The 22,589-nt window shown below is 50.4% G+C and carries 25 protein-coding genes and 1 pseudogene; 12 read left to right on the forward strand and 14 right to left on the reverse strand.

Features of this window, described 5'->3' with window-relative positions; all coding sequences use genetic code 11:
- Nucleotides 1-127, reverse strand: a pseudogene (locus EOE65_RS18155) (cell division protein FtsA); the annotation flags it as partial.
- Nucleotides 128-539: 412 nt separating this feature from the next.
- The gene (gene pspF, locus EOE65_RS15220; RefSeq protein WP_127695278.1) at nucleotides 540-1,595 is read right to left on the reverse strand and encodes a phage shock protein operon transcriptional activator; all 1,056 of its coding nucleotides are present in this window, start codon (nucleotides 1,593-1,595) and stop codon (nucleotides 540-542) included.
- Nucleotides 1,596-1,796: 201 nt separating this feature from the next.
- Here pspF and pspA point away from each other — a divergent pair, with 201 nt between their 5' ends.
- From pspA to EOE65_RS15235, 3 genes are read left to right on the forward strand one after another with little or no spacing between them, the layout of a single operon-like run.
- Nucleotides 1,797-2,468 carry a phage shock protein PspA gene (gene pspA, locus EOE65_RS15225; protein ID WP_127695280.1) on the forward strand — a complete coding sequence of 224 codons (672 nt, stop codon included), beginning with the start codon at nucleotides 1,797-1,799 and terminating at the stop codon, nucleotides 2,466-2,468.
- A gap of 2 nt (nucleotides 2,469-2,470) precedes the next feature.
- Nucleotides 2,471-2,713, forward strand: coding sequence for an envelope stress response membrane protein PspB (gene pspB, locus EOE65_RS15230; RefSeq protein ID WP_127695282.1), 243 nt, complete (start codon nucleotides 2,471-2,473; stop codon nucleotides 2,711-2,713).
- 9 nt (nucleotides 2,714-2,722) lie between these two features.
- Nucleotides 2,723-3,142, forward strand: a complete 420-nt coding sequence (locus EOE65_RS15235; RefSeq protein WP_127695284.1) for a PspC domain-containing protein — start codon at nucleotides 2,723-2,725, stop codon at nucleotides 3,140-3,142.
- 59 nt (nucleotides 3,143-3,201) lie between these two features.
- Here EOE65_RS15235 and EOE65_RS15240 read toward each other — a convergent pair whose 3' ends face one another.
- Entirely contained in the window at nucleotides 3,202-4,596 is a 1,395-nt protein-coding gene (locus EOE65_RS15240) for a DNA recombination protein RmuC (protein WP_240657015.1), read from the reverse strand.
- A 119-nt stretch (nucleotides 4,597-4,715) separates the two neighbouring features.
- On the opposite strand from EOE65_RS15240, the gene EOE65_RS15245 reads away from it, so the two are divergent.
- Nucleotides 4,716-5,027, forward strand: a complete 312-nt coding sequence (locus EOE65_RS15245) for a hypothetical protein (protein WP_127695286.1) — start codon at nucleotides 4,716-4,718, stop codon at nucleotides 5,025-5,027.
- Here the strand turns inward: EOE65_RS15245 and EOE65_RS15250 are convergent.
- Entirely contained in the window at nucleotides 4,996-5,349 is a 354-nt protein-coding gene (locus EOE65_RS15250; protein WP_127695288.1) for a hypothetical protein, read from the reverse strand. The genes EOE65_RS15245 and EOE65_RS15250 overlap by 32 nt on opposite strands.
- Before the next feature lie 227 nt (nucleotides 5,350-5,576).
- Here EOE65_RS15250 and EOE65_RS15255 point away from each other — a divergent pair, with 227 nt between their 5' ends.
- The 7 genes from EOE65_RS15255 to EOE65_RS15285 are packed head-to-tail and all read left to right on the forward strand — an operon-like array spanning nucleotide 5,577 to nucleotide 11,054.
- Nucleotides 5,577-6,227 carry an O-methyltransferase gene (locus EOE65_RS15255; protein ID WP_127695290.1) on the forward strand — a complete coding sequence of 217 codons (651 nt, stop codon included), beginning with the start codon at nucleotides 5,577-5,579 and terminating at the stop codon, nucleotides 6,225-6,227.
- Nucleotides 6,227-6,571, forward strand: a complete 345-nt coding sequence (locus tag EOE65_RS15260) for a hypothetical protein (RefSeq protein ID WP_127695292.1) — start codon at nucleotides 6,227-6,229, stop codon at nucleotides 6,569-6,571. Before EOE65_RS15255 ends, EOE65_RS15260 begins: the two co-directional genes overlap by 1 nt.
- Before the next feature lie 26 nt (nucleotides 6,572-6,597).
- The gene (locus tag EOE65_RS15265; RefSeq protein ID WP_127695294.1) at nucleotides 6,598-8,916 is read left to right on the forward strand and encodes an intermembrane phospholipid transport YdbH family protein; all 2,319 of its coding nucleotides are present in this window, start codon (nucleotides 6,598-6,600) and stop codon (nucleotides 8,914-8,916) included.
- Between the two features lie 26 nt (nucleotides 8,917-8,942).
- Nucleotides 8,943-9,140: a YnbE family lipoprotein gene (locus EOE65_RS15270; protein WP_127695296.1), complete on the forward strand. Its 198-nt coding sequence runs from the start codon at nucleotides 8,943-8,945 to the stop codon at nucleotides 9,138-9,140.
- A 13-nt stretch (nucleotides 9,141-9,153) separates the two neighbouring features.
- Nucleotides 9,154-9,492, forward strand: a complete 339-nt coding sequence (locus tag EOE65_RS15275) for a YdbL family probable chaperone protein (RefSeq protein ID WP_127695298.1) — start codon at nucleotides 9,154-9,156, stop codon at nucleotides 9,490-9,492.
- A 19-nt stretch (nucleotides 9,493-9,511) separates the two neighbouring features.
- On the forward strand, nucleotides 9,512-10,036 hold the full coding sequence (locus EOE65_RS15280; RefSeq protein WP_127695300.1) for a disulfide bond formation protein B: 525 nt from the start codon (nucleotides 9,512-9,514) through the stop codon (nucleotides 10,034-10,036).
- 1 nt (nucleotide 10,037) lies between these two features.
- On the forward strand, nucleotides 10,038-11,054 hold the full coding sequence (locus EOE65_RS15285; RefSeq protein WP_127695302.1) for a lipid A deacylase LpxR family protein: 1,017 nt from the start codon (nucleotides 10,038-10,040) through the stop codon (nucleotides 11,052-11,054).
- Nucleotides 11,055-11,105: 51 nt separating this feature from the next.
- On the opposite strand, the gene EOE65_RS15290 is transcribed toward EOE65_RS15285, so the two are convergent.
- From EOE65_RS15290 to EOE65_RS15305, 4 genes are all read right to left on the reverse strand, one after another.
- Entirely contained in the window at nucleotides 11,106-13,073 is a 1,968-nt protein-coding gene (locus tag EOE65_RS15290) for a TonB-dependent copper receptor (protein WP_127695304.1), read from the reverse strand.
- A 112-nt stretch (nucleotides 13,074-13,185) separates the two neighbouring features.
- Entirely contained in the window at nucleotides 13,186-14,109 is a 924-nt protein-coding gene (locus EOE65_RS15295; protein WP_127695306.1) for a Dyp-type peroxidase, read from the reverse strand.
- Nucleotides 14,110-14,236: 127 nt separating this feature from the next.
- A complete protein-coding gene (locus EOE65_RS15300; RefSeq protein ID WP_127695308.1) occupies nucleotides 14,237-15,073 on the reverse strand; it encodes a sulfurtransferase in 837 nt (278 codons plus the stop codon).
- Nucleotides 15,074-15,099: 26 nt separating this feature from the next.
- The gene (locus EOE65_RS15305) at nucleotides 15,100-16,383 is read right to left on the reverse strand and encodes a tryptophan--tRNA ligase (protein ID WP_127695310.1); all 1,284 of its coding nucleotides are present in this window, start codon (nucleotides 16,381-16,383) and stop codon (nucleotides 15,100-15,102) included.
- Nucleotides 16,384-16,550: 167 nt separating this feature from the next.
- On the opposite strand from EOE65_RS15305, the gene yaaA reads away from it, so the two are divergent.
- Nucleotides 16,551-17,327 (forward strand): peroxide stress protein YaaA, encoded by a 777-nt coding sequence (gene yaaA, locus EOE65_RS15310; RefSeq protein WP_127695312.1) that lies wholly within the window; start codon nucleotides 16,551-16,553, stop codon nucleotides 17,325-17,327.
- Nucleotides 17,328-17,382: 55 nt separating this feature from the next.
- Here yaaA and EOE65_RS15315 read toward each other — a convergent pair whose 3' ends face one another.
- From EOE65_RS15315 to dnaX, 6 genes are read right to left on the reverse strand one after another with little or no spacing between them, the layout of a single operon-like run.
- Complete coding sequence (locus EOE65_RS15315; protein ID WP_127695314.1) at nucleotides 17,383-17,826, reverse strand: YcgN family cysteine cluster protein; 444 nt, start codon at nucleotides 17,824-17,826, stop codon at nucleotides 17,383-17,385.
- On the reverse strand, nucleotides 17,826-18,116 hold the full coding sequence (locus EOE65_RS15320; RefSeq protein WP_127695316.1) for a YcgL domain-containing protein: 291 nt from the start codon (nucleotides 18,114-18,116) through the stop codon (nucleotides 17,826-17,828). The genes EOE65_RS15315 and EOE65_RS15320 overlap by 1 nt, the downstream gene beginning before the upstream one ends.
- A 2-nt stretch (nucleotides 18,117-18,118) precedes the next feature.
- Complete coding sequence (gene rnd, locus EOE65_RS15325; RefSeq protein WP_127695318.1) at nucleotides 18,119-19,297, reverse strand: ribonuclease D; 1,179 nt, start codon at nucleotides 19,295-19,297, stop codon at nucleotides 18,119-18,121.
- A gap of 20 nt (nucleotides 19,298-19,317) precedes the next feature.
- Entirely contained in the window at nucleotides 19,318-19,914 is a 597-nt protein-coding gene (recR, locus tag EOE65_RS15330; protein WP_127695320.1) for a recombination mediator RecR, read from the reverse strand.
- Between the two features lie 2 nt (nucleotides 19,915-19,916).
- Nucleotides 19,917-20,243 carry a YbaB/EbfC family nucleoid-associated protein gene (locus EOE65_RS15335; RefSeq protein ID WP_127695322.1) on the reverse strand — a complete coding sequence of 109 codons (327 nt, stop codon included), beginning with the start codon at nucleotides 20,241-20,243 and terminating at the stop codon, nucleotides 19,917-19,919.
- Nucleotides 20,244-20,264: 21 nt separating this feature from the next.
- Nucleotides 20,265-22,220 (reverse strand): DNA polymerase III subunit gamma/tau, encoded by a 1,956-nt coding sequence (gene dnaX / locus EOE65_RS15340; RefSeq protein ID WP_127695324.1) that lies wholly within the window; start codon nucleotides 22,218-22,220, stop codon nucleotides 20,265-20,267.
- Nucleotides 22,221-22,589 lie beyond the last annotated feature (369 nt).

Consider the following 22,589-nt stretch of genomic DNA (forward strand, 5'->3'; position numbering starts at 1 on the left):
CACGGGAGGGGTGCGAACCGATACCCACCACCTCGAGCTGGCCATCTGGACGCACATCAGCCACTAGGCAAACCACTTTGGAGGTGCCAATGTCTAACGCGACTATCATGTTGTGTTCATTTTCCATGGGGCCAACCATTCATATATAAAGGATCTAAAACTCAGTTCGCGACAAATTATATGCAAACATTCGGCTAATTCCAGTTACATACTCAAGAATTAACCCGCGTTATTAATGTACAAAATATAATCAACTATCGCCAATAGGTTATCGACGTATACTTTTATAACTTTAGATAAATCTACATATTTCAATAAGATAGAGCACTGAAGCACCCAAGTTAACGCAGCAAATTATTATTAACCACATGAATAAAAGTGAATCTAAATTATCAAAAAAATCAAAATTCAATTTTGAATAAATGCAAAAAATCAAAATCCATTTTTGAATAATTCCAAAGATATCAAAAATCAATATTGATTATTCCATCACAAATCAAAATCCACTTTTGATTTTAACCTTAGTTTTTGAGTGAAATTTATTCATTAGCAATATCGACGGTGTTTTTGCGCAAAAATTGCCGCAACGGGAGCATCTGCTGCTTCTTAAGCTGCGCGCGCAACTGATGGTAAGTCATATTGAGAGCCTCAGCTGCATCACGCTGGTTGTAGTTCACCGCTTTCAGGGCCTCTAACAGCACCCCCCTTTCAAACTCAGCCACTTGCTGCGCGAATCCCAACTGCGGCTTATCAACCGAGCCAGTCGTTTGACCTCCTTCGGAGGGCTCATCAGCTTCAGGCACCTCTTTTGACTCAGCCCACGGCACGGCGAAAGGGTCAAGCAGCAGCTCTTTAAGTAGCTCATCCTCATCATCTTGACGATATATGCTACGTTCCACCGCATTTCGCAGCTCACGCACATTACCGGGCCAAGAGTAATCTCGCAGCTGATCCAGCGCATAGTCAGAAAAGCCTGCAAAGTAGCTACGCCCCAACTCTAAGCACATACTTAGCGCAAAATGCTCCGCCAACAAAAGGATATCTTCTTGCCGATAGCGCAGTGGCGGAATATGGACAACATCAAATGCTAACCGATCAAGCAAATCAGCACGAAACTCGCCGCTGTCTGCCAACTGTGGTAGATCTGCATTCGTTGCCGCAATAAGACGCACATCTGCTTGCAGCGTTGTCTGCCCACCTATTCGTTCGTACTCACCATACTCAATCACACGCAGCAGCTTCTCTTGAACGCGTAGAGAGCAAGTGCCTAATTCATCCATAAACAGCGAGCCTCCCTCTGCCCGCTCAAATCGGCCGAGGTGTCGTTTAGATGCGCCGGTAAAAGCACCTGCCTCGTGGCCAAATAACTCGGACTCCAACAAGCTTTCAGTCATTGCTGCGCAATTTACCTTGAGGAAGCTCTGATCCCAGCGCCTCGATAGATAGTGCAAACGCTCTGCCACCAACTCTTTACCGGTTCCACGCTCACCTATCACCAATACCGGCTTATCAAGCACAGCAACTCGCGAGATATGGTCTGCAAGATCCAGCATTAAAGCTGATTCGCCAATCATGGATTTATTATGTAATTTCATAGACTAAATATTAGTCAAAAAATTAATTAAATTTTAGTCAAATTAACTAATATTAGCATTTATTTTTTAATGATTTTTATAAAAGCCATATATATCAACAGCTTATAAAATTGGCATGGAGTTCGCTACATCAAAGTATCCATAGCCCTCGAGGCATGAGTACATGCTTGGAGAGGCATTTACACAGAAGGAGTGATAACAATGGGTATTTTTTCTCGTTTTCAAGACATCGTTAACGCCAACATCAACTCCCTGCTGGATCGTGCGGAAGATCCTGAAAAGATGATCCGCCTGATGATTCAAGAGATGGAAGAGACACTAATTGAGGTTCGCAGCACCTCCGCAAAGGTTATTGCTGATAAAAAAACACTGGAGCGCCGCATGGCTGCCCTGACCCAAGATGCTGAAGACTGGGAACAAAAAGCAGCACTAGCCATTACACGAGGCCGCGAAGATCTAGCGCGCGCTGCACTGGCCGAGCAAGCGGCAGCAACTGAAACACTAGAGCTAGGCCACAACGAACTTGATGCTATTGAGTCGCACTTAGAAGACTTGAACAGCGAAATCAGCCAGCTCCAACACAAACTGGACGATGCTAAAGCGAAGCAAAAATCGATGCTCGCACGTGAGCAGTCTGCCCGCTCACGCTTGGAAATTCGCCGCCGCTTTAACCGCGACAAGCTAAATGAAGCATTCGAGAAGTTTGAGCGCTACGAGCGGAAAATGGATAACATGGAGGCTGAGGTCGAAAGTTACGACTTAGGCAGCAAAGATCTGGCCGAAGAGATCGCTGATCTTGAGCGCGACGAGGCCATTGATGAAGCGCTGGCAAAACTCAAAGCCCGCATGGATAAAAAGGATTCTGGTGAATAACTATGTCTAGTTTAGTGTTTTTCTTCGTACCGGCTGTCATTTTCGTAGGCTTAGTTCTGCCGCTTTGGCTGGTACTGCACTACATCAGTAAGTGGCGCTCAGCTAAAGGGCTATCAGGCGAAGATAAACAAGCACTAGAGACTGCATTAGCCGAGGTTGATCATTTAGAAGATCGCCTGCGCACACTTGAGACGATTTTGGATGCCGATCACCCAAACTGGCGTGATGAGCAAGCCGTAAAATAAGGAGGCTGTATGTTTTCAGCTAAATACCGAGGTTACGACATCGATCTATATCGCAGCACACGCTCACGTTGGATTGGCGGTGTCTGCGCAGGGATTGCGGAGAATATGAACTGGTCAGCAGGTGGGGTTCGTCTGGCTATCTTTATTCTCTTTATGTTTACAGGTCCGTTGGTGATCTTTGGCTACATCGCAGCAGTTTTTCTGCTCGCTAGCCGACCAAGCCAGCAGACTTACCAAGCGGAGGAGTCTGTCTATCGACCCAACGCAAACCTAAAAGATAAAGTGCTAGATAAGAGCCATCCGGCGTCAGCCCGTGTTGCAGAGATCCGCGCACGTATGGCAAACATTGATCAGCGTATTCGCCGACTGGAAGAGCATGTAACATCACGTAAATTCCAGTTTGATCGCGAGCTACGCCGCAGCTTGTAACCAAGCACCCACAAAAAAGGCCACAACAATGTGGCCTTTTTTATTATGTTTATGTTGCCCTATTCGGGCTCAGACCGATCTAAACCATCCACCGCTGTTGATTCAGATGCCGCAGCAACTAAGTCGTTTGGTAAAGATTTCTTCCCGTTAATACCTAGCTCATTCAGCAATACCGCTTGCTGCACGAGATTACCTCGGCCTTGGTACAACCTTTTATACGCTTGATCATGCGCACCTTGCGCCCGCTGCAAATGCTTACCCACATCCTCTAACGCTTCAACAAAGCCAACAAACTTATCGTGTAGCTCAGCGCCGCGCTTGGCGATCTCTTGCGCATTGCGACTTTGATGCTCATAGCGCCAAATATTCTGGATTGTCCGCAGCGTTACTAACAACGTGGACGGGCTCACCAGCATAATATTCTGCTCAAAAGCGTAGCGGAAAAGCTCAGGATCCTCCTCTAACGCAGTTAAAAACGCGCCTTCTACCGGCACAAACATCAGCACAAAATCGAGCGAGCGCACGCCATCGAGTTTTTGATAAGCCTTGTTGCCTAAACCCTTAATATGTCCGCGTAACGAGATAAGGTGTGCTTTGAGGTGCTGCTGCCGCTCAGTATCTGACGATGCGCTGCAATAACGCTCATATGCTGTGAGCGTGACTTTCGAATCGACAATAACATCCTTGCCATCAGGGAGATGCACAATGACATCGGGCTGATAGCGGCTTTGCTCACTCGCAAGCGAGACCTGCACTTGATACTCATGACCTTTGCGCAGCCCTGACTCCTCCAGCACGCGCTCAAGAATGATTTCACCCCAGTTACCCTGCGTTTTATTTTCGCCTTTTAGGGCTTGGGTCAGATTGACCGCATCTTCACTCATCTGCTGATTTAATTGTTTGAGCTGCGTGATCTCAGCATGAAGGGCGCGCCGATCTTTTGCCTCCCTAACGTACACATCCTCAACCCGGCGCTTAAATTCGCCGAGCTGCTCGCGCAAAGGGTTGAGCATCATCCCCATCTCGCGCTGGCTCGACTCTGCAAAGCGCTGGGTCTTTTCATCAAAAATTTGCGCAGCCAGTGCCTGAAACTCCTGCTTCAGCTGATCCCGTGCTTGAGTCAGCAGCAGCACCTTCTCTTCGGTTGCCTCTCGGTCAGCGTGCAAACGGGCCTCTAGCTCCGCCACCTGCGCCTGACGAATCGCTAACTGCTCACGAAGATCTGTTTGTACATAGCGAGCGTTTTCCAGCTCATCGGTCAACGTACTTAGCTGGCGCAGTTGCGCCTCCATACCGGCAACATTCAACGCCTGCTGGTGAAGCTCCGCCTGCAATGCCGTATAAGCCTCGCGATGGCGGCGGCTGCCAAGCCACCAACTTAGGAGCGCAACCACCAACAAGAGCAACAAAACGCCCGCAAGTACCCAACTTTCTTGTGAACCACTATTAAACAAAAGCGTCCCTCTTACTACAGAGCAAACATACGATGCTGCTTTTCACACTAGTCAGATAAAGCAACTAGCCACACCAATATTGTATATTTATACAGATAAAATAGCAGAGCCTACCCGATATGCTGACATTTGTAATGCTGCAAGATGCGGCAACCGCACTCCAAGAGATGCCCACCAATGATGCGCTTAATCATGGATGCGCAATGGCAATGACCAACACACTTGAGCGAGAAATTTGGGATATGACTGAAGCGCTTACAGCGCAAGGAGCACTTAGCAGCTCAGATAAAGGAAAGCTACTGGATGCACTCTCCAGATCAGAGCGCACCCGATTGATGGCATCAAATAGTGACGATTTCGACCTGATTCACGCCTATCTCAGCCACAAGACGCGACATGCTACTGCCAGTAGTAGTAAAGCGTTGGAATAGCTGCAACAACCAATGCGCCCATAAACAGCAGATTTTTAAGATCGCCCAGCAAGCGCTGAAAAAGCACTAAATGCACCACGGGGAAGGAGATAAATAAGCACACCCACGGGAACCACCATGTCAGATTTAGCACACCATAGGCCATCGCTCCGACCAGCGTCAACGCAGCTAGATTACCGAGCAGCACCACCAGCACTTGGTTATTTCTCTTTGCTAGCCAGCCCTCACGCTCAGCTTCAGGAATTTTATTGATTGCCCCTGCGCTCAACGCAGCCGACATCGAAACAAAGCCGCTAAAAAGAAAAACAAAGATCGGATCCACAACGCTCTCCCGCCAAAAAAATTTTGCCTATTGTAGAGTAAAACCTAGTGAAACCCTAAGCCTACGCTACCCATATTACCCATACGCAAATCAGGTGTGATCAGAGCGCTTCGCGCTACCCAGCCATATCGAAAGAAGTGCTATAATCGCGAAATTATTTTGCTAACCGATTCAGAGGCGGCGAGGTCTTCCCTCGCTTCCCACAGTAAAGAGAGATTTCCCGCTTTATGGAGTTCCTGGTAAACGAAGCTGTTGATGACTACGCCTTTCTTAATACCGGCGAAGAGCCTGCACTTTTGCAAGAGCTGATTGACGGCACAAATGAGAACATGGGCTGGCCACAGAAGCTATCTGGCCGCTTGGTGGGCCGCACGTTAAAGATGCTGGCAGCCATCCATCAACCCAAGCGCGCACTCGAGATCGGTATGTTCACCGGTTACTCTGCGCTTTCGATCGCCGAAGGGATGCCAGAAGACGGCAAGCTTATCTGCTGTGAAACAAACCCGCGCGCGATTGACTACGCGAAAACGTTCTTTGATCGCAGCGAGCATGGCCATAAGATCGAGGTTATTTTTGGCCGCGCACTCGATACGCTCGAAACGCTGCCAGAAAAGCTAGACGGCCCACTGGACTTCACCTTTATCGATGCTGATAAACGCAACTACTTAAACTACTACGAGCAAGTCAAAGCACTGACCCGCCCGGGTGGCCTCATCATTCTGGATAACGTTTTGTGGTCGGGCAAGGTGCTGCAGCCAGAGTCAGAGATCGACGACACACTGGTCGAAACTAACCGTATGATTGCCGCGGACCCTGACGTAGAAAACATATTTTTAACGGTACGTGATGGCATCAACGTTGTTAGGAAGCTCCGCTAATGGCATGGACTGTGGGCAACCAAACCCTTGAAAACGCTGATCAAGTTCTACGCTGCTATGTTGCTACCGAGGACGATGCAGCCGAGATGGCAATACTGCGCGATATCCGTGATCAGTTGCTAAGTGATATCGACAGCGTTCAGACACCAGCCGAAGTCAATGGCCTAATCTACTGGCTTTTAAGGGATCACCAAATCAATTGCGAGGGTGAATCACTTGACGAAACAGCGGAACGATTGGGTGACCTCGATATCGAAGCAGATGAAGATCGCTATACCGACCTGATCTTTAATCTAAAAATGGCGATTGAGCGTCTCGATGACCTAATGCTTGATGCAATGTAAGCCCACCGAACACAAAGGAGTACGGGATGAGGAAGTGGCTGCTAGCCTTCACAGCGATGCTGATGGTGCTGCCGGTAGCGCTTTACATCTCCCTGCCCTTTCTTGCCAAGTCCGCAGTAGAGAGCTGGCTACTTGATCGCGGCTTTTCAAATCCGCAGTTCGCACTGGACTACCCTGAATTCCGCCAACTACGTATTAGCCAGCTAAGCGCCCAAAAAGTCACACAAGACCGCACATCAACGCTCGAAGTTGGGCCCGTTACCGTATCTTATGAACCGTTGACCCTCATCTTGGAGCAGCGCTTAACGCGCGTTGAGATACCTCAAGCCAGTTTAACGGTTGAGCTCACGGGCGAGCCGCCAGCCAATATATCGGAAAGCTCCCCCCTCGATCTGTCGCTACTGATGCCGAACGAATGGATGCAACTCTCTCCTGCCGAGGAACTCGTCATTGGTCAGCTTCAGCTAACTTGGCTCGCGCCCACGCAACCTAAGCTACGTTTCGATGGCAACGTATACCTTACTCAAACCCAGTTATTATCTCGCGTATTAGCAAACGTAGCAGATAAACAGGTGGTCCGTGCCGACATCACGGTTAGTGCCGATAACCGTGCCACTCTGGCGCTACTGGAGCGCAATCAACGCTTTTTTAATAGCGATATTGAGCTATCTCTGCACGAAGCAACGCTGCAAACTAAGCTCAGCTATCAGTTGCAGCTTCAAGGCCTTGCAAGACTATCCACTGAGGTCGCTCAACAATATCAGCAGACACTACCACGGGAGTTCGATCAAACCCGTGGCAGTCTAAAAGGGGCTGCAAGCCTTGCGGCCCGTCGAAACTTTACTGGCGATGTAACACAGTGGCTCAAAGCACTCGCTATTTCTGGGAGCCACACACTGGTTGCAAGCCACCCAAAACCACTCGCCTTTGTCGGACAAACACAGTTAGAAGCAGCGCTATCTCATCAATCACAGGGTATCGATCAGTTTAATGTGACCCTGAACGAAGCTACGCTGCAGTTAGCGCAGATCAAGCATGAAGTCCATGCCGCGCGCGCGATAGCCAATCTCACCGCCCCGTTTAGTGTAAAGCTCCCCGTTGATCAGCCACTCACAGCTGTGCTGTCACCGCTGCATGTCGCGCTTAATCTGGAGCAGCTCAAATACGATACGACGCATATTAAAGCGCTGGACGCCTTGTTAACACTCGAGAATATCGCACCAACAAAACTCAGCGCCAATGCCACGCTAGCGGTCAGCCCATTTGTGATACAGAGCGGGCAAACAACAGCGCCCCCCATCGGCTTATCTGGCTCTACTTACATCGCATGGCCCAATGTTAAAGCTGGCTTAGAGGTCTCGCTGCCCTCTATTCCCGCTAAAGGTGCTGGCGCCGTCACCTATAATGCAACGTCTGATGTTGCCGATGCACGCTGGCGCTTGGCGGAGTTTAATCTCGCTGATAGCACCGCAACACTGTTAGCGATACTCCCGAAAGAGATAAAGCAACAAGTTCCTGATGAGCTAAAAGTGCTATCGGGTACCTATGCGCACCATGGGGCCTTTGAATGGCGCCAGGGCCGCTTAGATGGCAAGTTGCATCACAGCCTGAATAACCTTGCGCTGGTGCTGGAAAACAAAGCACTCCAACAAGCGTTTTTATCAGGAACCACCTTCTTGCGCGGTAGCCGCCTCGACCAGTCCCTCAAGGCGAATATCGATACTGTGGCAGTGGGCACTCCCATTACCGATATATCGCTCGAACTACGCCTCAACAATATTACTCAAAAGCCTAGTCTCGACCTCAAACACGCCCATTTGCAGTTACTCGGCGGCAGCGCGAGTGTGTTGCCTCTGTTTACCCGGCTGGACGCGGAAAAAATTAGCGCCAGCGTAAAAATTTCGGAACTTTCTCTACAGGAGATACTCTTACTAGAACAACAACCCGGCCTTACAGGCTATGGTATCCTTGATGGCGAACTCCCCCTTCAGTTCATGCCATCAGGGGTCCGGGTCGTTAACGGAACCCTCGCCGCACGCTCCCCAGGTGTCGTTCAATATCAGCCCGACGCAAGCGTCAAAGCACTAGGTCAACAAAACCTTGGTTTAGGTGTAGCCCTAGATGCTCTTGAGAATTTTCACTTTAATCACCTCTCTGCGAAAGCAAACTATGAACCTGACGGTTCGTTATTGCTGGCTACACGCATAGAGGGAACGAACCCAGATTGGAACCAAGGCCAACCGGTTAACTTTTCGATCAATATTGAAGAAAACGTACTTAAATTATTAGAAACGCTTCAGTTTGCCGACAAATTGACGCAACAAATAGAAAAGCGTTATCGTTGACCCACTCTGCCGTCATGGAGATAGTTATGCAGCAAAGGCTTACGGTTATCAGCCTGATTTTTGTCGGAGCCACGCTATTGGCGGGCTGCGCACCACGCGTCGAAGTCGCGGTTCCTAATGAACCCATCACCATCAACCTCAATGTCAAAATTGAGCATGAGATACTGGTTAAAGTTGATCGCGAGATTGACCAACTGCTTGATGACCAAAGTGACCTGTTCTAAGGAGACCCGACAGATGCCTCGTACGATAAAACAGATCTTGTTAACAATGGTACTCAGCACATTGTTCACGAACGCTTGGGCGCTTTCCTTAGATGAAGCAAAAGCCAAAGGTTTAGTGGGTGAAACGCAGCAAGGCTATCTTGCCAGTGTTACCGCCACACCTTCTGGTGATGTCCGTGCGCTGATCGATTCGATCAATAAAAAGCGAGCGACCGCATACCAGCAAAGTGCCAGCAAAGCAGGCGTTGAGCGTAGCGTTATCGAAGCACGTATTGCACAGCGTCTTTATGAACGCGCAGATTCCGGTAGCTATTTGAAATCACCTGCCGGTCAGTGGTATCGCAAACCATAATTTAGGGAAGTAATCTGCCGTGGCTACAATCGACGATGCACTCTTCTCTTACCGACGACTCAACCTGCTAGGGTTCGCTCTATCGGGCTGTGGGTTAGCTTATGCCTCTATTAGCTTAGCGCCCGTGTTGGAAGGTATCGATTGTGGCCTTTGCGCAATAGCAAGAGCTAGCCTATTGGGTCTGAGCATCCTGTTTGTGATCGCATTCTTGTTAAACCCTTGGGTGACGGGCCAACGCATTTTGGCATTCATCGCGCTGCTCATTGCAGCGGCAGGAATGGCAGCGTCGGTTAGGTATCATTGGCTCAGCGCATCGTTTGCACCTAATGAGTGTTCGCTTGGGCTTGATGCTCTAGAGGGCACTCCCCTCTTTCAAACACATATTGCTCCATACCTACCCACAGGTACCGAGTGCATTCCGCCGAGTTGGCAGTTCTACGGTTTGAATCTTGCGGATGTTGCCATGTTACTCTTCTTTTTGCTGATCTTAATAGCCAGCCGCCTGTTACTCAGACGGCCACCAGCACGACGAACCTACTTCTAATATGATGTTAAAGAAAACCTTATCGATAGCTGCATTAGCAGCCAGTGCCCCGGTCATGGCCTCCGAGTGGACGCAAAACTACTACTTCGAGAATGACTTATTTGCCAACACAGACCGCAGCTACACGAATGGCGTAAGGATGTCGGCGGTATCGCCCGATGTCACCAGCTATCTGGATGACCCCTCGGTACCTTTATGGCTGCGCCGAGCCAATACCTATCTTGAACCTTTTTATCCTGTCCCAGAAAAATATGGTGAAGAGGTGAAGCGTAAATTTATCTTCACTTTAGGCCAGCAGATCTACACCCCTTCTGACTCAGAGAGAACGACACTTGACCCAAATGACCGGCCCTACGCCGGCTGGCTTTATGCAGGTTTTGGGTTTCACGCCGCAACGGCCAATAAGTTAAAGTCGGTAGAGTTCAACCTCGGTATTGTCGGCCCCGCCTCTTTTGCTCATGAGACCCAAGACTTCGTGCACAAAATTCGTGGCATTGAGCAGTTCGAAGGCTGGGATAATCAACTCAAAAACGAGCTAGGCCTTCAGCTTGTTTATGAAGAAAAGCAGGCATGGCGCTGGGACTTTAGCGATGACCTAGGGTACGACTTCATCAGCCACTATGGCGGCAGCATAGGTAATGTGGCCAGCTACTTAAACGCCGGCGGCGAAATGCGTTTTGGTTGGAACCTACCCAAAGATTTCGGCACATCAGCGCTGCGCCCAGGTGGTGACAACAGCTCGCCAGGAGCAACCCGTACCAGCCGAAATATCGGCCTACACGGTTTTATCTCTATTGATGGTCGTATCGTGCTCAATAATATTTTTCTCGATGGCAATACCTTCCGCAATAGCCACTCGGTGAGTAAAAAGCACTTCGTGGCCGACGGAGCCATTGGTATCGCTAGCACTTATGAAAACTGGAAAGTATCAGTTGCACTGGTGCATCGCACTAAGGAGTTCAAACAACAAGGCAAAGGCCATGCCTTTGGCTCAATCACTCTCTCCTACAACTACTAAATAGCGCGATCTTTATAAGAAAACAGGGAGCCACTCGGCTCCCTTTCAAAGTTAGAATTCACCACGCAAGGTCAGCCAAAACTGCCGACCAGGCTCATTGACCTGTACCGGGTTTGGATCGAAAACATCATCACGGCTTTCATGTAATCGGTATGTTTTGTCGAAAATATTCTCGACACCCGCAGAGATACGCCATCCGGCACTGATTTGATAATCCGCATAAAGGTCAACCACGCCGTACCCAGGTGTTTTTGTTACATCAAGGCCCGCGCAGCTAGAGCTGGCTAGACACACATCGCTCTGCGCCCCTGCTAAGTTCCAGCGTACCCCAGCCTCCCAAGCATCACGGCTATAATCAGCACTCAACGACGCCATCAACGGCGCTATGCGCGAGAGCGGTTGATCATCATCGAGGTTATTACCCACCGTGTAACTGAGCTGCCCGGTAATACGCCAGTGGCTGCCCAAACGAACAGCTTGTTCAAGTTCAAGACCATAAAGCTCGGCAGCCACGTTTTTATAGCGGCTAGCGCCCGCATGTTGGTAACGCAGAATATAGTCATCAATACGGTTGTAGAACGCTGAAACCAACCACGGGTGTTGATCGCCCCCGTGTAACGTTAGCGTCAACTGCTGATGTTTTTCAGGATCCAGCGATGGATTACCAATCCAATTCGACTTCGCCATATATCGCTCAGTGGCATCAGCGGTGCGCACGCCACGCGATAGATTTGCACTAAAAACTCGCCCTGCGCCAAGGTCATGCTGCCAATTGAGAAAACCTGAAACATTGTGCTCAGTTTGAGGGCTGAGCGCTTGGCCGTACAGCTCAGCTAGCGTTTTACCAAAGGATCGCTCCCTAGAGGCAGCATCCGCCTCGATGCGATCATAGCGCAGACCCGCTGTTAACTTATCTTGGGCACTTAAATGGCGTGCTACTTCTGCGAAGACACCTACTTGGTCGATAGATACATCCGGCCATAGCAGCCCCTTTTTTACGCCAGCCGGTAAAGCAAAGATGGCACCGCTCTTGTCGCGCTGCTGCATATCAACCCCCGCAGTTAACTCATGCGCGCCGAGCCACCCGGTCGCGGTGATACGCCCCCCGGTTGTGTTGGATTCGCTCGGTGCGGACATCACCATCTTACCGCCGCGGCGTGCGGTATCCATAAGGTGGTCCACCTCGCTGCGATAAAGCTCAGCCGAGACCTTCGAGATCACACTGCCTGCGGGTTTGTGCGCTAGCTTTAGACGGTAGCTATCTGCGTTCGATTTAGGTGAGTCCATACCCGCTCCAGCGAAAGATACATCGCGCTCTTCGTTGCGGTCATAACTGGCTTGAATCGTTGTGTTTTCGGTAATGTCACCGCCCACAATAATACCTGCGGAGCGCGTCAGGTAGGAGGAGCGCACTTCATCACCCTTGCCATCCCGATAATGGGAAGCTTCGTCATAGTCACCTACAACGCGCACGTAACCAGATTCACTACCCGCCGCGAGATCGAGACTGCCTTGGCCGCCCTCTGCATTGTCTCGATAGGTGGTGGATAGATGCCCCACGACACCATCGTCATCGAACATTGGTGTCTGTCGCTCAATCAGTACCGTACCGCCTGTTCCACCGCTGCCGTACTTAACCGTCTCAAACCCTTTAATAACGGTTAATGTGTCGTAGCTATTTACACTGGCATAAGTGCTCGGCGGGTCCATGCGATTAGGGCAACCACCATGGATAAAAGCCCCATCAATGAGCACATTTAACTGAGTTTCGCGCTGCCCACGAATAACCGGATCAATGCCACGCCCGCCCATACGGATACCGCTCACACCGTTTACCTGACGAATGAGATCAGCTAAATCAGCCGAAGGCTTCTTGGTGAATGTTGTAACGGGCTCCTCTGCCACGTCTCCCAAACGGTCGGCATCGTAAGTAACCTTTAGCGTTAAGCCCTCATCTGCTGCCGTAAGTAGTGATGTCGATAACAGTGTCATCGCTCCCAAAGCGCCATAGCGACCCATACATTAAACCCTCCTAATAAAGAGGAGTATTTTATGAGCTTACGGCCTATTTTGAGCGTGACATAGTGTCGCGCGACAGATTGCCGCACGACGAAAGGATAACCCCTAGCATCTATGCTAGCGATTCAAACCACTCGCAGGAGGGTGCAAAAAACGCAGCTCCCGTGACAGCTTGTGTGAACTGCAACACCTTATCAGTCGTGCCTGCAGCACTTTTTGCTTGCCCCATCATACTACGAAGGATCTCCGTAAAGTTATGGGGAGTACGGCAGTAACTCACAAAAACTAAGCCATTTTGCGTTGTCGTTCCGTACGGCATACTATGGCGCAACAGCTCAAGAGAGCGGCCTTGCTCATCTTTCAAAGATGCGCGTTTTGTATGGGCAGATAATGGCTTCTCGGCAGACGGGTACTCAATATTGTCATGCTTAGTTCGCCCGTAGGTATCTTCTTGTGCTTTTAAAGGCTGCTTTTCCCACTTCGCGATGTCATGGATATATCGCTGCACGTGAATATAGCTCCCCCCAGCAAAAGCATGATCTTCATCGCCAACAACAGCCACCTCGGCGCGATGGGCACCCTCTGGGTTTTCGGTACCGTCTACAAACCCTGTTAAATCACGGTTATCGAGATATCGAAAGCCGGAAACCTCTTCCACCACCTCACAAATGCCACCGAGAGCTTGCATCGCCGCTTTACCCATCTCAAATGTAACGTCACGCCGATTGGAGCGAAGGTGCAAGAAAAGGTCAGCAGGCGTTGCTGGCATGGTGTAGTTATCGGTGGCCAACTCAGGAAAACGGGTCAGCTCACGGGGGCGTTCACTAAACAGTGTGTCCCAAAAGTCACTACCCACAGCGATGACACTATACGGCGCATTATCGGCATAGCTTTCACATACGCTGGCAACACGCTGATACGCATCAGACAACGCAGCGCGCAGTTGATCGCGCTGGCCCGCTTTAACATTGAGCGTAATGAACAGGGCATCAGAACTCGCTGGCGCAACAACGCCCGACTGGTAACATACCGTCATGCTTATACTCCTAAGTTAGATCTGACTTTAGATTAGACGAGTTTAATCGCGCTATGGCGATGAGCTGAGTCAAACTCGCCTATGGTCTAATAAGAATGGCACTGGGCTTGAAGCGAATGGGATAACCTTATTCAGCACCCAAAGCGATGGGCCGGTCCGCATCGCGAACCCACTCACTCCAAGAGCCAACGTACACGTTGGTATTCGTTAAGCCTGCATGATGCATCGCCAATAAGTTATGGCACGCTGTAACACCCGAACCACACATATGCGTAACAGGCACTGTGGCATCAATCAATGCTAGCCACTCACGACGCAAGACCTCTGGCGTTTTGAACAGGCCAGCTTCGGTAAGGTTTGCTTGAAATGGACGATTGACCGCCCCCGGGATGTGCCCCGCAACAGGATCTATCGGCTCAGCGTCTCCTGCAAAACGCTCTTGAGAGCGTGCATCGACTAGCTGTAGTTGATCAAGTTGAGCCAACACCTGAGCTGTGCTCAGATACTGGCGCGCATCCCACGCCAACGCCGCGGTTGCAGCGCTAGGTTCTAGTATCTCTGTTGAGAGCTCGCCCACTTCCGCCTGCCAACTCGGTAGTCCACCGTTGAGCACCGCTACCGCTTCATGGCCAGCCATTCGCAACATCCACCATAGACGCGCCGCCATCGCCCCAGCCATATCATCATAGACAACCACTTGAACGCCAGGTGCCACACCAAAAGCCGCCATAGTAGAGATAAAGGCCTGCTCATCAGGTAATGGGTGGCGCCCTACTTGGGCGCTCTTTTCGCCCGAAAGCACACTTTCCATATCGAGAAAATGCGCGTTCGGAATATGACCCGCCTCATAAAGCGCGCGGCCTTTCGCGAAGTCGGTCAAATAGGCGCGCGTATCGAAGACAACCCATGATGCGGCATCAAAGTCGGCCTTAAGTTGGTCTGCGTTGATCAATGTCGAATACATGGGCACTCCGGCACGTAATGGCTAAATTAACGAGTATATTGAGCGAACTCTTCGGTCAGCAGTTCAAGCTCATTTTCAGCTTTTTGCTTCGCTTTCTTTTTGAGTGTCGCTACTTCGGCCGCTTTCTCTTCGAGAATCGCTACGGCTTCTGCGGCCTTATCATCTGCAGCTTCAACACGATCAAAATAACGCTTTAACTGCATAAGAATGGCGCGTCGACGCCCCTCTTCTGCACGCGCTATCTCTTCTGCTGACTTTTCCTTCTTTTCCTGCACCTGCTCTGCTTGCTGCGCTGGCACGTAGTTTAGCGGGCGAATACCTGCCGCAACACGTACCTGATCAAGCAACGGCATAGAGCGAGCGCGAGCTTTCTCTGCACCTTTTTGCAAGACAGCTTCCACTTCGCCGAGGTCACCCATCAGTTCGTGGTAACGCGCACGAGGTGCACTCAACTGGCTATCAAGAAACTCAAACAGTTCACGCTTCGCATCACCCCATGCAATACCTTCAAGGTAGCGCTGACGCATCGCTGCGGCATCGGCTTCGTTAGCAAAGCAGCTGTATAAACGGAACAGTGTGCTGTTATCAGGGTCTTTCGGCTCACCTGGCGCGCGCGTATCCGTCACGATCTGGTTGATCAGCTTACGCAGCTCTTCAGACGAGCAGAACAGTGGGATCGTATTGTCGTAACTCTTCGACATTTTACGACCATCTAGCCCCGGAATGAGCTGAGTCTCTTCATCGACTTGCGCTTCTGGTAGCTTGAAAAGATTTTGGTACGTGTGATTAAAGCGCCCCGCAACATCCCGTGCCATCTCGATATGCTGCACTTGGTCTTTACCAACAGGGATGATATCTGCGTTGAACATTAAGATATCTGCCGACATCAAAATCGGGTAGCTGAATAGCCCCATTGTGACGCCATCATCCAAATCTTGTTTCCCCGCATCACGGTTGGCATCCACAGACGCTTTGTACGCATGTGCGCGGTTCATCAAACCTTTAGAGGTCATACATGTCAGGATCCACGTGAGCTCTGGGATCTCTGGGATATCTGATTGGCGGTAAAATGTCGCTTTATCTGTGTCTAGGCCTAACGCCAGCCAAGTCGCTGCGATCTCTTGCGAGGAGCGCGCAACACGCTCAGGATCGTGACACTTGATCAGTGCGTGGTAATCCGCCAAGAAGAAAAAGCTATCGTAACTCTCGTCTTCACTGGCTTGGATAGCGGGCTTAATCGCACCCAAGTAGTTACCAATATGCGGTGTCCCTGTTGTGGTAATACCTGTTAACACAGTCTTTTTCGACATTTTCCAAGAAGTCCTGCTGTAAAAATCTATGATAAATAATCCGCCAACATCATACACAAAAACAGCATAAGGATCGCCCCTGCCTTTCATCTGAACGTCGGGAATGGTAAAAAAGGAAGCGAATACAGAGCACTCTGGGCAACCTGAAAACGGAGCAAAAACACCCCATGCTGACAGTGATTTCACCGGCTAAAAATCTTGATTATGAAACGCCAGCCCACATCGATACCCACACCACACCGCGCTTTATCGACCAATCCCAAGCGTTGATTGATATCCTCGATAAGCTCTCGGTACAGGATGTCGCAGAGTTGATGAAGCTAAGTGATAAGCTCGCCAGCCTTAACGTGGCGCGCTATGCCTCTTGGGAGCCGAAATTCACAGCGGATAACTCCAAGCAGGCGGTACTGGCCTTTAATGGCGATGTCTACACAGGTCTGGATGCTGCATCGCTGTCATCAGCGCAACTGGATTATGCGCAGCAGCACCTGCGGATCTTATCAGGCCTGTACGGCGTATTGCGTCCACTTGATCGTATGCAGCCCTATCGCCTTGAGATGGGCACAAAACTCCAAAACCCGCATGGCAAGGATCTCTATGCGTTTTGGGGCAATGCGCTAACGGAATCACTGAACGAGGAACTTGCTGAGCAAGACAGCAAAGTACTGGTCAACCTTGCCTCTAACGAATACTTCAAAGCGGTGAAACCAAAGGCACTCGATGCACGTGTCATCACCCCTGTCTTCAAAGACTGGAAGAACGGCCAGTATAAAATTATCAGCTTCTACGCCAAGAAAGCACGTGGGCTTATGGCACGCTATATTATCGAAAATGGCATCGACAACCCGCAAGCGCTGCAAAACTTTGACTATGACGGCTACCAATACTCGGAGTCCCTGTCAGAGGGCGATACACTTGTATTCACGCGTGATCACGCTGAGTAAGTGGCAATCCAGTACAGAACGTCCAATAAAAAAGCCGGCAGTATCGCCGGCTTTTTTAATCAATCATCACATAATCGATCAATTGCTCTTCGCTGATCTCATTATCTTTGACTTCGTAATAGCTCAGTACCGAAGCGCCCGCATTGATAACTGAGTCATCTTTGCCCGATAGCAGCGGGTGCCACTCGGGAAGATCTTTACCTTCATATACAAGGCGATAAGCACAGGTTGGCGGCAGCCAATGAAAAGACTCCACATCTTCTGGCCGCAGCTTGACGCAACTTGGCACCAGTTGGCAGCGCTTTTCGTACTCGGTACAGCGGCAGTTATCAAAGTCCAAAAGGTGACATACAACTGTCGTATAAAAGACCTCTTCAGTGTCTTCATCTTCTACCTTGTGCAGACAACACAAGGCGCAGCCATCGCAAAGTGACTCCCATTCAAAGGGTGTCATCTCGTCCAGTGATTTGCTTTGCCAAAATACGTTTTGGGCAACCACTAACGAACCCCTGTCTCCGGACGGTTTTTATAAAGATCTAGCATGTAGTCATCTTTTGGTGGTGGCATTTGCAGATAAAACCCGTTCTCTGCCACATCATCCAACAGCTTTTGGGTATCTTCAACGCGCGCTAGCTTACGCTCACTCGTCAGAGGCATATCCATCACATGGACCGGTTTACCGAACATCTCCAGCAACGGCTCGGGAACACGCTCAAGCTGTTCCCGCTTATCAACATAAAGATACATCTCATCTTTACGGGAGCTTTTAAAAATCGAAATAATTTTCATAACTATGAACCATTTTTCTCAAATTGAGCCAGTTGATTGAGCAACGCATCCCCAACCACAGACTTGCGCCAGCCACTTAGCTCACTGGGCAGTTGGTAATCCCCCTGAGGGTTTCGGCTGCGTATTAAGTTATCCAGATCTTTTTTACGCAACACCACCTCTGGTGCCATCTCAAGCCGTGCAGCCGCTTCACGCCCTATCGCTTTCAGTTTCTTAAGGCGTTTATTCCAGATAATCGGTAACGGCCGCTGAATAGGTTTCACAGGCTCGCTTTCTGCACTGTGCTGGGCATTGGCGATAAACGCAAGAATCGTCTCGCTGTCTTCACGGATAGCCCGCTGCTTAATTTCATCAACACGCGCCAAATCAGACTTATTCTTGGGCCATACCTGCACGAGGGAGAGTAGTGATTGGTTGCGCAAGATACGGTTGCGCGGGATATCACGACGTCTCGCTTCCTGCTCACGCCAACGGGTTACATCACGCAGCGCAGCAATCTTATGATCAGGCAGCCCCCACGCTTGGCTAAAACGACGATAGTACTCGTGCCCCTCTGGGTCGGTATCAACCACATTACCAAGCACCATCTCCGTCTCTTCCGCAAACCATTCTGTGCGCCCGAGATGCTCTAGTTTGCTCTTGAGCATCAAGCAAATGGCGGGAAGGTAAGCAACATCCAGTGCCGCATAACGCTCTTGCTGCGGGCTGAGCGGGCGCTTTAACCAATCAGAGTTGGTTTCACCCTTACCCAAATGGACGCTCAGTGCATGTTCGACCAAGCGCTGCAGCCCCATCGTAAACCCCCAGCCAACAAACGCAGCCGCCAATTGAGTATCGAATAACGGGCGTGGTATCACGTCAAAGGAGTGATTGAAGAGTTCAAGGTCCTCACTACCTGCGTGGATCACTTTCAGCACGCATGGATCGCGAAACAGCGCCACCAGCGGTGAAAAATCAGAGATCTCTAGCGGGTCAATCAAGTAACACTGCGTATCATCTGCCACTTGAATCAAGCCAGGGATAGGATAAAAAGTGTCGACGCGCTGAAACTCCGTATCGATTGCGATCATCGGCAGCTGCGCCCATCGCTCACAATACTCAGCCAGAGCACTATTTGTGTTGATATGAACCGGCTGTTGCGCGGAGGCTTCCAACACCTCCCATTGATACATCGTTTCCATAAATGCTCTGTATTATCCCATCAAAGTAAGCGACGGCCCGCCAGCGCATGAGCCAGCGTGCCACCATCCACATACTCTAGCTCACCACCCACCGGCACCCCGTGCGCGATGCGGCTCACTTTTACATTACGGCCTTTCAGCTGCTCGGCGATATAATGTGCCGTTGCCTCACCTTCTACCGTTGGGTTAGTCGCCAAGATCACCTCTTCGATGACGCCCTCATTGATGCGTTCAACCAATTGATCGATACCGATATCATCCGGCCCAACACCATCGATGGGTGACAAGTGCCCACCCAGCACAAAGTAGAGGCCACCAAAGCCGCTCGTTTGCTCAATAGCCAAGATGTCCATCGGCGTCTCTAGCACACATAAAAGCTTTTCATCGCGGCTGGGCGAAGCACAGATCTCACAGATATCGGTTTCACTTAAGGTACGACAGCGTTGGCATTCAGATACCTGCTCGACAGCCGTGCGCAGCGCATCTGAGAGCGTCATGGCGCGCTCTCTATCGCGCTCAAGCAAATGAAACGCCATGCGTTGCGCAGACTTCGGGCCAACGCCTGGCAAACAGCGCAACGCCGCGATCAACTCATGCAGTAAAGGGCTAAATGACATAATCAGAACGGCATGTTAAAGCCTGGTGGCATACCCATACCACCTGTCACTTTCTGCATGCGCTCTTGGGTTTGCGACTCAACTTTACGTACAGCATCGTTGATCGCTGCTGTGATGAGATCTTCTAAGATCTCTTTGTCTTCTTCCATAAGGCTGTCATCGATGCTGACACCCTTAACGTCGTGGCGGCCATTCATGACAACTTTCACAAGGCCTGCACCAGATTCACCGTTCACCTCAGCGTTAGCGATCTCTGCCTGAGCTTTTTGTAGCTCTTCCTGCATTTTCTGGGCCTGTTTCATCAGGTTCCCCATACCACCTTTCATCATGTTAATAACCTCTTAAATCTATCAATCTATTGGTGTGATGCTGTCGTAATCGATGGCACCATCAAACTCAGCGATCAACTGCTTCACGCTGGGGTTTTGTTCAAACTGCGCTACAGCCTCTGCTAAGCGTTCAGCGCGTAAGCGCTCAACATAACGCCTTGGCGTTTCACATGTCTGAGCTGCCTGCTCAAATTCTACCGCAAACTGGCTGTTAAAGTAGTTGTGCAGCGCAGCTTCGATACGGTTACGTTGGACGTCATCCAACATTGCTGCTTGCTCAGCTGCAAAATGAAAGCGCCACAGCCCATTAGACGCGGACTCCAACGATAAGTTAGCTGCAATGCTTGCGCTCATACCCGACAAGCCGATTTGCGGGTGCAATACGACCCACTGCTCTGGGGAAAAGCGTTCAAGTTCGATACGCTCATCCGCCAGCTCGGGAGCAACCTGCGCTATTTTAACCGCGCTCTGGACGCTTGCGATCTCTGGTACGGTAGCCAGTTCAGGCGGCTCAATGGCAGCCGTGTCTGACTCTGCGCTAAGGCTAGCTTGAGGAGCGGGCTGCTCTTCCCAAGGTGGCACATCGATATTTGCAGAATCAACAACACGGGCAGGTTCTGCCGCTCGGGGGGTAAACCCAGAACGCTCAGCCTTTTTTTCAGGCTTTTTTGCGGTATCGTCCTCGGCACTATCCCCTGCAAAATAATCATCGTCATAGGGAGGCGGCTCAAGATCAGACGCTGGAGCTGGAGCTGGAGCTGGAGCTGGAGCTGGAGCTGGAGCTGGAGCTGGAGCTGGAGCTGGAGCTGGAGAAGGTTCTGCTTTAGGCGGTGGCGTGTCAAGCGCGGCAGTACCGTTTGGCTCAGCCAGCTCAACCGCAGGTGCGGCCGTGTCCGCTGGCCGAAACGCTAGCATGCGCAACAACACCATCTCTAACCCTTCGCGCGCATCAGGAGCAAAAGGCAGATCTTTGCGTCCTAACAACGCGAACTGATAAAACAGCTGAACGTCTTCGGCGGTGAGTTGCTGCGCCAGCGTAGCGACTTGCTCTTGATCGCCCATACTGTTATCGATCGCCTTAGGGACGGCTTGGGCCACAGCAATTCGGTGTAACAGGCTGATCAAGTCGCCCAACACTGTCATGTAGTCGGGTGAAAATTGGGCCAGCTCAGCCATCACCACAAATAGCTCTTCCGGATTATGCGCTGCTAAGCTATCAAGAATACGGTATACCAAGCGCTGGTCGATGGTGCCCAACATGGCGCGCACATCCGCCTCAACCACGGCTCCGGCACCAAACGCGATAGCCTGATCCGTTAAACTCAGTGCATCACGCATCGAGCCATCAGCGGCCCGCGCTAACAACCATAATGCGGCCTCTTCAAAGCTAATTTGCTCCTCAGCTAAAACATGCTGGAGATGACCAACAATACGTTCAGGAATTAGGTTTTTAAGGTTGAACTGCAAACAACGCGACAAGATGGTGATCGGCAGTTTTTGCGGATCCGTTGTCGCGAGCAAAAACTTCACATGCGGAGGCGGCTCTTCAAGGGTCTTTAGCAACGCATTAAACGAGTGGCTAGAGAGCATGTGCACCTCATCGATGAGATACACTTTGAAGCGTCCGTGTGTTGGCGCGTACTGCACATTTTCCAACAGTTCGCGGGTATCCTCAACCTTAGTTCGGGATGCGGCATCCACCTCAATCAAATCGACAAACCGCCCTTCGGCGATCTCCCGGCAAGCGCCACATTGGCCGCATGGCTCAGACGAAACACCCTGCTCGCAGTTGAGTGACTTAGCAAACAGTCGAGCAATCGACGTTTTACCGACACCACGGGTGCCAGTAAATAGATAAGCATGATGCAGACGATCATCATCTAGCGCGTTGACCAGTGCTTTTAGTACATGCTCTTGGCCAACCATCTCAACAAAACGCTTGGGTCGCCACTTACGAGCAAGAACCTGATAACTCATATAACCGTCTGTCTGCCATTAGAAAAAACAGTGCCAATGCTACCGCTTCAACACGCTAATAGCTACTGAGTTGTGCTTTGTAAACGGAGATTAACCGCGCTGCTGCAACAGCGCTCAAAGCCACGGAGTTTAGTCTGGGCTCTTCCCCTACCCCCGATTTACCGGGCCAATGACTTTCACAGAAGTATCACGAGCGCTGCTATTCACTGGATAACGACCAAAGCAGAGCGCAAAAATCAATGATAACGCTCTGCATCACCAAGGAGGTCACCATGCTAAGCGCCACACGCTCAATCCGAGTATCCATGATAACGAGTTTTGTACTATCGATATGGACCATATGTGCCAGTGCTGCGAATTTTGGCTACG

This window comes from Neptunomonas marina (genome assembly GCF_004005935.1).
Lineage (GTDB): Bacteria > Pseudomonadota > Gammaproteobacteria > Pseudomonadales > Balneatricaceae > Neptunomonas > Neptunomonas marina.